The organism is Micromonospora sp. NPDC049047, from assembly GCF_040649135.1.
Classification (GTDB): Bacteria; Actinomycetota; Actinomycetes; order Mycobacteriales; family Micromonosporaceae; genus Micromonospora.
In genome coordinates this window covers 119,875-127,831 of sequence record NZ_JBEZEY010000020.1, presented here as the reverse complement: position 1 = coordinate 127,831, position 7,957 = coordinate 119,875, and the positions used below count along the sequence as shown (strand labels likewise).

8 protein-coding genes are annotated in these 7,957 nt (G+C 72.2%); 1 reads left to right on the top strand and 7 read right to left on the bottom strand.

The window, feature by feature from the left end; translation table 11 throughout:
• Positions 1–94: 94 nt before the first annotated feature.
• The 5 genes from AB0B86_RS26155 to AB0B86_RS26135 all read right to left on the bottom strand — a co-directional run bounded on the left by AB0B86_RS26155 (position 95) and on the right by AB0B86_RS26135 (position 4,765).
• A complete protein-coding gene (locus tag AB0B86_RS26155) occupies positions 95–913 on the bottom strand; it encodes an NAD(P)-dependent oxidoreductase (RefSeq protein ID WP_357411918.1) in 819 nt (272 codons plus the stop codon).
• A gap of 71 nt (positions 914–984) precedes the next feature.
• Positions 985–2,265: an FAD-dependent monooxygenase gene (locus AB0B86_RS26150; protein ID WP_357420018.1), complete on the bottom strand. Its 1,281-nt coding sequence runs from the start codon at positions 2,263–2,265 to the stop codon at positions 985–987.
• Complete coding sequence (locus tag AB0B86_RS26145; protein ID WP_357411916.1) at positions 2,258–2,821, bottom strand: TetR/AcrR family transcriptional regulator; 564 nt, start codon at positions 2,819–2,821, stop codon at positions 2,258–2,260. Before AB0B86_RS26145 ends, AB0B86_RS26150 begins: the two co-directional genes overlap by 8 nt.
• A gap of 205 nt (positions 2,822–3,026) precedes the next feature.
• A complete protein-coding gene (locus AB0B86_RS26140; protein WP_357411915.1) occupies positions 3,027–4,403 on the bottom strand; it encodes a permease prefix domain 1-containing protein in 1,377 nt (458 codons plus the stop codon).
• On the bottom strand, positions 4,400–4,765 hold the full coding sequence (locus AB0B86_RS26135; protein WP_357411914.1) for a PadR family transcriptional regulator: 366 nt from the start codon (positions 4,763–4,765) through the stop codon (positions 4,400–4,402). The genes AB0B86_RS26140 and AB0B86_RS26135 overlap by 4 nt, the downstream gene beginning before the upstream one ends.
• Before the next feature lie 141 nt (positions 4,766–4,906).
• Here AB0B86_RS26135 and AB0B86_RS26130 point away from each other — a divergent pair, with 141 nt between their 5' ends.
• A complete protein-coding gene (locus tag AB0B86_RS26130; protein ID WP_357411913.1) occupies positions 4,907–5,194 on the top strand; it encodes a hypothetical protein in 288 nt (95 codons plus the stop codon).
• A gap of 99 nt (positions 5,195–5,293) precedes the next feature.
• On the opposite strand, the gene AB0B86_RS26125 is transcribed toward AB0B86_RS26130, so the two are convergent.
• Together AB0B86_RS26125 and AB0B86_RS26120 are read right to left on the bottom strand one after the other, a co-directional pair.
• Positions 5,294–6,454, bottom strand: coding sequence for a zinc-binding dehydrogenase (locus tag AB0B86_RS26125; protein WP_357420017.1), 1,161 nt, complete (start codon positions 6,452–6,454; stop codon positions 5,294–5,296).
• Complete coding sequence (locus AB0B86_RS26120) at positions 6,451–7,905, bottom strand: aldehyde dehydrogenase family protein (RefSeq protein WP_357411911.1); 1,455 nt, start codon at positions 7,903–7,905, stop codon at positions 6,451–6,453. Before AB0B86_RS26120 ends, AB0B86_RS26125 begins: the two co-directional genes overlap by 4 nt.
• Between the last annotated feature and the right edge of the window lie 52 nt (positions 7,906–7,957).

Here is a 7,957-nt window from a genome sequence, read left to right as displayed (position 1 = left end):
TGAAACACCGCGGCATCCCCCCCCGCCTCGGCAGCCATCCCCGGCCCCCCGGGGGGGGGGGGGGCCGGCGCCGGCCCGCTGGATGCTCGGCTCGTCAGGACGGCTCGGCCGCCCTGACGTGCCGCAGCGTGTACGCGGCGTCGGTGAAGGCCCCGCCCTGCGGGGCGGCGGGGTCGACCGGGTCGCGCGAACCGGGCACCCGGTCGGCGAAAACCTCCGCGTCGTCCAGCGGCAAATAGCCGAGCCCTGCCCCGGCCGTGGTGTCCCAGAACGCCCGGGTGTTGGCGGACACGGCGTAGGCGGTCGCGAAGCGCACGTCGGGAGCGGTGAGCGCCGCGCGAACGAAACCGACACCGTCGCGCGGGCTCAACCAGGTCGCCAGGTAGCGGGCCTCGTCCGGCTCGTCCTCGAAGCTGCCGATGCGCAGGCACACCACCGACAGGCCGAACTTGTCGGCGTACAGGCGCCCGAGCGCTTCGACAGCGACCTTGCTCACCCCGTAGAAACCGTCCGGTCGGACCGGCTCCTCCGGCCCGACCACCTGGCCGACCGGGTAGAAGCCGGTGACACGGTTGCTGCTGGCGAGGACGACCCGCCCCACCCGCTGCCGACGGGCCGCCTCCAACACGTGGTACGTGCCCAGCACGTTGCTCTCCAGCAGGTCGGCCAGGGGCGCCTCGTCCGGCAGCCCGGCCAGGTGCACCACCGCGTCCGCGCCCTCCAGCGCGGCGGTCACGGCGTCGGCGTCCGCCAGGTCCAGTTGGATCGCCCGGTCTGTCGGCGACTGCGGCTGCGCGAGCACCCGATCGACCAGGACGAGGCGGCGAACCTCGTCGCGCAGGTGACGGCAGACCACTGAACCGATGCGACCGGCGGCACCCGTGACGACGACAGTGCCCAGACGTGAACCCATTGCGTCATCCTGCCCGCCCACCCCGACAGGATGCTCAGTCCAGGGCGGCCGTCCCGGGCCGGTCGAGCGGATCAGCCGGTCAGCATGCCGACCCGCTCCCACGGGCGGGGAGCACTGATCCTGGCCCAGCTCGCGCCGAAGGTCATCCGGCGTAGCGGTGGCGCGATGTCGCAGAGACTGAACCAGCCCCGGGTCAGACCCACGTTCAGCGGGTTGCTCATCATGCCCTGGTGCAGGGTCCGCATGGCCAGCTCGACGGCGTGGAATCCGTACTCGCGCATCTCGGTCTCGTATTCGCCGATCGTGTCCAGCAGCGGCAGGTGGCCGGTGCCGGCCAGCGACAACTGGCGGGTGAGCAGGGCGGCGTCGCGCAGCGCGGTGTTGGCGCCGTTACCGCCGGCCGGTGGCATGCCGTGCACGGCGTCGCCGAGCACGGTGACCCGGGACGGCGTCCACGGCGCGGGACGGTCGGAAGCCTGGAACGGGAACGCGCTCACGTCCTCTGCTGGGCACGCGGCGATCAGTTGGCGGAGCGCGGGGTGCCAGTCCGTGATCAGCCCGGCGATGTAGGCCTTCAACTGGGTGCCGTCGAGGCGCTCCGGACGCGAGGGGAACAGTTCGTTGCGGGCGACGAACGCGCACAGCAGATAGTCGTCCCCCACCGGCTGCTGGCGTTCGAACACCGAGGTGAACAGGAAGTGTGGCGCACCCGTCACGACCAGGTTCATGCCCACGGCCAGCCGGGCGGGTAGCCAGGCGCGGGTGTCGTCGTTGAGCGGCAACTTCAGCCCGACGCCCACCGCGCCGGTGTCCCGCTGGGTGGCGGTCGGCAGGTACTGCGCGCGTACCCGGGAGTTGATCCCGTCTGCGCCGACCAGGACGTCGGCGGTGGCGCAGGTGCCGTCGGCGAAGTACGCGGTGGGACGACCTGCCGCGCTCAGCTCGTAGCGTTCGAACGTCTTGTCGTAGTGGACGGCGTCGTCGAGTCCGTCGAGCAGGACGCCGCGCAGCGTCTGACGGTCGACCGGGTAGGCCCGTTCGGCGGGGTCGGGATCGTCGGGATACATGAGCGCGTCCTCGACGAGGACCAACGTGCGCAGGTCCGTGCCCAGGAAGCCGAACCCGCCGCCGGGCCGGCCCGCGGTGTCCGTGAACGCCTGCCACTGTCGGTCCGGCAGGCAGGCGCGCAGCGACCGACTGCCGGCCGGGTTGATCGCGAGCCGGTAGCGGTCCACCCGGTCGTCGCGGTGCCGGTCACGCTCGTAGACCTCGGCGTTGATTCCGTTCTTCCGCAGCCCCTGGGCGAGCGCGAGGCCGCCGATGCCTCCGCCGACGATGAGTACGTCAGTCATGGGTGACTCTTTCTGGTGAGAAGAGGTCGCACAGTTGGTTGACAACCGACTCGGCCTGGTCGGGACGCAGGCGAATGCCCTTGACGGTGGCGATCACCAGCTCGACGCTGGCGGCGACGTTGAGGTTGACCGACCACACGTGTTGCGCGATGCCCTCGGTGAAGATCGCCGCGAGCGCGTCCCGCCAACCCTGTTCGTCGCGCTCGATGTCGGCACCTGTGGACGCGTCGCGTCGCGCGCGGAGATCGAGCTCGTCGAGCACCACGAACAACTCGGGCCGGTACGCCACGGCGGTGGCGATCTCCCTGAGGTGTTGCCGCAGTCGGGCGGCGGGCTCCAGGTCGTTGTGCATCGTCGCCTCGAATTGGCTTGTCACGTGCTCGAGCACCGCGGCGATCAGATCGGCCTTGGTCCGGAAGTAGTGGTGCAGTGTGGAGTGGTCGATGCCGGCCGCGGCAGCGATCGGTCGCAGCCGGAACCCCTCGAAGCCGCTCTCGGCGAGCGCCGAGAAGGCCGCGTGGACGAGCGCCTGTCGGCGGTCGAGCTGTTCAGTCATCCTCAGTCCGCCCCCAACCAAGTGGTTGGTTGATAGTTCAGCATCTGTGTGACCACCTGTCAACCACTTGGTTGGTGACCCACCGCGAGGCTGGGTCGCGGCGAGGGGCGCTGGCCGTCCGCGGAGCTGTCCGCCATGCGCCCCCACGCAGGTAGCCGACGGTCACCGTTGGCCGCCGGCTACCCCAGGGTGGGGAACTCCTCGTCTACGCGTAGCTGAACAACGGGGGAAAGACGAGGACCACGATCCAGGCCCATGCCGCGTACACCGGCAGGTAGCCGGTCTGCCACCGCTCCAGGGTGGTGAACGGCGTGCGCCGTCGGATGAAGGCCAGCAGGAGCCACGCCGACCAGGCGAGGTTGACAAGCAGGATCACGTTCTCGCCGAGGGCGGCAGCCCGGTTGGGCGTGCCGCCGTACTCGTCGGTGATGCGTCCGGTGATCTCCAGCAGCACCAGCACGTCGATGGCCAGGGCACTCACCACGAGCGCGAGTTGGAGTTTGTCGAACGCACCGGCCGGGGCCAGCGGATCACGGGCCGAGAGGGAGTAGAGCAGCAGCCCCAGTACCACGGCCAGCAACAGGTCGAACAGGATGAGCGCCTCGCGCTCGACGTCGATGCCGTGGCTGGTCCAGACCACCGCGACGAGGAAGGCGAGCAGGGCGGCGGTGAAGAGCGGGGTGAACAGCCGGGTGAGGACCGGCGCGATGTTCTCCACGACGCTCTGCTTGGCCTCGACCAGCCACCCGGCCACCACGACCGCCGCCGCGGCGCCGCAGGGCAGCAGCCACTGCGAGATGAACGCCTCCGGGACGATGCCGATGGCCGCGAAGGTGTTGAACAGGAACGCGGCGAGCACGCCGCCACCGAGGGCCATCAGCACGAAGTAGATGAACCACTCGCCGGTGAAGCGGATGAAGTCCATGCGTCGACGCGACGAGCGCCAGTCGTCGGCGACGTAGGCCAGGCCGACCACGAGCCAGAGGGCGATGGGCAGGTGGACGCTTGTGACGACCACGGACTGCGAGTCGTCCGCAAGCGGGTAGGCGTTGGCCGCCCCGACGCCGAGCGCGAACAGCGCCACCAGCACCGCGACCACCGCGGGTCGGGCTTGCCGACGCCACGCCAGGAAGGCCGCCAGCCAGGGCAGCGCGAACACTGTGGCGTTGCGCGCGTAGAACGAGCCGTCGTCGTCGAAGCTCAACCCGAACAGCGCTGGCACCTTGACGGAGACCACCGCGCCCGCCGCGCAGCCGAGCAGGACCCACAGGTCGCGGCGGGAGCGCGGCTCGGCGACCGGATTGCCCGGGTCGCCGGTCAGCACCAACTGCTTCCACAACCGTTCGGAATGTTCCCGGGCGAACTCGCGGGAGAGATCGTCGAGGCTACCCATCCGTTTCACAGCGACCAGGAACGCCTCATCCGGGCTCAGGCCAGCGGCGAGGAGTTCGTCGACGGAACCGCGCAGGTGGTCTTCCAGCTCGTCGGCGTCCACCGCTTGCAGTCCCCGGCGGCGCAGCACGTACTGGCGCCACTGCGCGAACTGCGCGGCCAACTCCGCCGGCCGATCGGGCGTCGTCATGCCAGGCCCTCCAGCGGGGGCGTCGTCAGGGGCGCCCGGTCGTGCCAGATCTCCTTGAGCGCGCCCACCACGGTGTCCCACTGCCGGCGCTGCTCGGCGAGCTCCGCCAGGCCCCGGTCGGTGATGCGGTAGTACTTGCGCTTGCGCTCACCGGCGACCGCCTGCCAGCTCGACTCCAGATAGGCGAGTCGTTCGAGCCGGTGCAGCAACGGGTACAGCAGTCCCTCGGTCCAGTCCAGCTCGCCGCCGGACAGCTCGTTGATCCGCCGGAGGATGGCGTAGCCGTAGCTCTCGCCCTCGGCCAGGATGCCGAGCACCATCGGTGTCGCCGAGGCGGCGACCAGATCCTTGGCGACCTTCATGAAGCCTCCCACCCCTAACCCTAGAAGTACGATGCATCGTACTTCTAGGCATGGGTCGGTGGGCAACGACTGGCGGCCGAATCGCCGGTACGGGCAGCTGTGGTGCCGCGAACCGCCCGCTCCGGGTTAGCCTTGGCGCATATGGCTACCTATCGCAGCGCCTCAGTGCTCCTTTCCGCGGACGGCACCAGGACTCCCGGCACCGCCGCGCTCTTCGCCGAGCCGGCCCGTAAGGGCGGGGTTCCGCCCTGGGCAGGCGACTTCCGACCCGCCAACAGCGCCGGCAACGGCCCGAAGAACGCGATCGGGAAGACCTTCACCCTCGAACTGCCCGACGGCAGCACCGGCAAGGTAGTGGTCCAGGGCCTCAAGAGCGGCAAGGGCGGCGTCGTGCTGGCGCTGATGGGCGAGGACGCCCCACCCTTCTGACCGTCCGCCCGACCTTCGTCGCCCCGGGTGCCCAGGGCTGGCCCGTCCGGAGTCAGCCCAGGGCACCTGGCCAAGCCCGCCACGTGTCCCACGCCCGGCTCAGTCCAGAGTGACCACCCAGCGGGCGCCCTCGCCCCGGGCCAGCCGCGCGAACGCCGTGGGCGCGTCGTCGAGCGAAACCGTGCCGCTGACCAACGCGCGCAGATCAAGCGCGCCATCGGCCAGCTCGGCAGCCAGCGCCGGCACCTCCCGGTCCGGGTCGGACGAGCCGTACACCGAGGAACGCAGGGTGCGGGCGGAGTGGAAGATGTCGAGCGCGCCGAGGCTGACCATGTCGTCCTTGGCGCCCATCCCGACCACTGTCACCACTCCCCCACGTCGGGTCAGCCGCCAGGCGGCGCGGATGGTGGCGGCGCGGCCGACGCACTCGAAGGCGTGGTCCACGCCCCGGCCCTCGGTGCGCGCCCGCACCTCCTTGGAGAGCCGGTCGTCGGAGAGCAGGAAGTCGGTCGCCCCGGCGGCGAGCGCCAGGTCCCGTTTGGCCTCGGCGACGTCGACGGCGAGGATCGTGGTGGCGCCGGCCCGGCGGGCGGCGGTGAGCACGGCGAGCCCGACCCCGCCGAGCCCGATCACCGCCACCGAGTCGCCGGACGCCACCCGGGCCGTGTTGTGGACCGCGCCGACACCGGTGAGCACCGCGCAGCCCAGCAGCGCGGCCCGCTCCGGTGGCAGACCTGCGGGGATCGGGATGACGGCGTTCTCGGGCACCACCACCGCCTCGGCAAGCGCGCCGAGGCCGAGGGTCAGGTGCAGCGGGAGGCCGTCGTCGGTCTCGCCGCGCGGCACCGTCGGCGCGGTGGTGTCGGCGCAGAGCCACGGCTCGCCGTTGCGGCACCACCAGCAGGCCCGACAGGCCGGTGCCCAGTTGAGCACCACCGGGGTGCCGACCCGCAGGGCACTGCCCGGCCCGACCTCGGCGATCACGCCGGTCGCCTCGTGCCCGAGCACCAACGGGAACCTCGCGGCGATGGTGCCGTTCACCATGGACAGGTCGGAGTGGCAGACGCCGGCGGCCCGGATCGTCACCCGGACCTCGCCGGGGCCGGGCGCGGACAGCCGGATCCGCTCGATTCGCAGCTCGGCGCCGGCCCCACGCGCGACAAGCGCGCGGACCGTGACCGGCTCCCCGCCGCCCGGCCCGGCCGGGTTCGGCGCGGCGGGGCGCGGCGGCCCGGCCGGGAACGACCCGGGGGCGCTCATCGCTGGATCGCCTTCAGCTCGCAGAACTCGGCGAGCCCGTGCACGCCCAGCTCCCGGCCCAGGCCGGACTGCTTGTAGCCGCCGAACGGGGCGAGCGGATTGAACGGGGCGCCGTTGATGTCGACAGCGCCGGTGCGCAGCCGCCGGGCCACCGCGAGCGCGGCCTCGGTGTCGGCGGACCAGACCGCCCCGGCCAGCCCGTAGCGCGAGTTGTTGGCGATGGCGACCGCCTCGTCGGTGTCGTCGAACGGTAAGACGGCGAGGACCGGGCCGAAGACCTCCTCCTGGGCGAGCGCGCTGTCGGGGTGCACGTCGGCGAAGACGGTCGGGGCGACGAAGTGCCCCTGGGCCGGCACCGGGGCCTCGGGCCCGCCGACGACCAGCCGGGCGCCGTCGGCGAGGGCTCGGTCGATGTGGCCGCGTACCCGCTCGGCCTGCGCGGCGGAGACCAACGGGCCGAGGCGGGTGACGGGGTCGAACGGGTCGCCGAGCCGGTAGCCGGCCACCGCCGCGGCGACCAGGTCGAGTGCTTCGGCGTACCGGTCGCGGTGCACGAGCATCCGGGTCCACGCGGTGCAGGTCTGCCCGGAGTTGAGCAGGGCGTTGCCGACGCCCACCTTGACCGCGGTGGCCAGGTCGGCGTCGGCGAGGATCACGTTCGCGGACTTGCCGCCCAGCTCCAGCGCGACCCGGGCGATCCGGTCGGCGGCGACCCGCATGATCCGCGCGCCGGTGGCGGTGGACCCGGTGAACGAGACGAGGTCGACGTCGGGGTGTGCGGCCAGGGCCTCGCCGACCACCGGCCCGGTGCCGGGGACCAGGTTGAGCACCCCCGGCGGCAGCCCGGCCTCGGTGACCGCGTCGAAGAGCAGGTACGCGGTCAACGGGGTCAGCTCGCTGGGCTTGAGCACCACAGTGCAGCCGGCGGCCAGCGCGGGGGCCAGCTTCGCCAGCACCTGGTGCAGGGGGTAGTTCCACGGGGTGATCGCGCCGACCACGCCGATCGGCTCGCGGACCACGAGGGAGTTGCCGATGCTCTCCTCGACCGGCGGGCGCGCCGCGAGCGTGACGTGGTCGCGCAGGACGGTCAGTGGCAGCCCGACCTGCACCCGGGTGGCGAGCTTGAGCGGTGCGCCCAGCTCGACGGCGATGGTGCGGGCCAGGTCGTCGGCGCGGGCGGCGAGCGCGGTGTGCAGCCGGTCGAGGTGCGCGGAACGCTCGGCGGGAGCGGTAGCGGCCCAGCCGGGGAAGGCGGCGCGGGCCGCGGCGACGGCACGATCCACGTCGGCCGGGGTGCCGGCCGGCACCTGCCCGACAGGTGCGCCGGTGCTCGGATTCTCCACATCGAGCAACTCGGTCCCGGCGGGAGAGGTCCACTCGCCGCCGATGTGCAGGTGACGCCGGAGGCGCAGGGTGTCGGGCAACTGCGACGGCGGGGCGGCGAGGTCCATGGCGTCCCTTCGGGGGTGGGCGACGGGTGGGGGCGACGGGTGGGGGCGACGG

Coding starts and splice junctions, on each gene's coding strand:
- AB0B86_RS26140 (WP_357411915.1), bottom strand. CDS start 4,403: ATGACGACGCCCGATCGGCCGGCGGAGTTGGCCGCGCAGTTCGCGCAG.
- AB0B86_RS26135 (WP_357411914.1), bottom strand. CDS start 4,765: ATGAAGGTCGCCAAGGATCTGGTCGCCGCCTCGGCGACACCGATGGTG.
- AB0B86_RS26145 (WP_357411916.1), bottom strand. CDS start 2,821: ATGACTGAACAGCTCGACCGCCGACAGGCGCTCGTCCACGCGGCCTTC.
- AB0B86_RS26130 (WP_357411913.1), top strand. CDS start 4,907: ATGGCTACCTATCGCAGCGCCTCAGTGCTCCTTTCCGCGGACGGCACC.
- AB0B86_RS26120 (WP_357411911.1), bottom strand. CDS start 7,905: ATGGACCTCGCCGCCCCGCCGTCGCAGTTGCCCGACACCCTGCGCCTC.
- AB0B86_RS26155 (WP_357411918.1), bottom strand. CDS start 913: ATGGGTTCACGTCTGGGCACTGTCGTCGTCACGGGTGCCGCCGGTCGC.
- AB0B86_RS26125 (WP_357420017.1), bottom strand. CDS start 6,454: ATGAGCGCCCCCGGGTCGTTCCCGGCCGGGCCGCCGCGCCCCGCCGCG.
- AB0B86_RS26150 (WP_357420018.1), bottom strand. CDS start 2,265: ATGACTGACGTACTCATCGTCGGCGGAGGCATCGGCGGCCTCGCGCTC.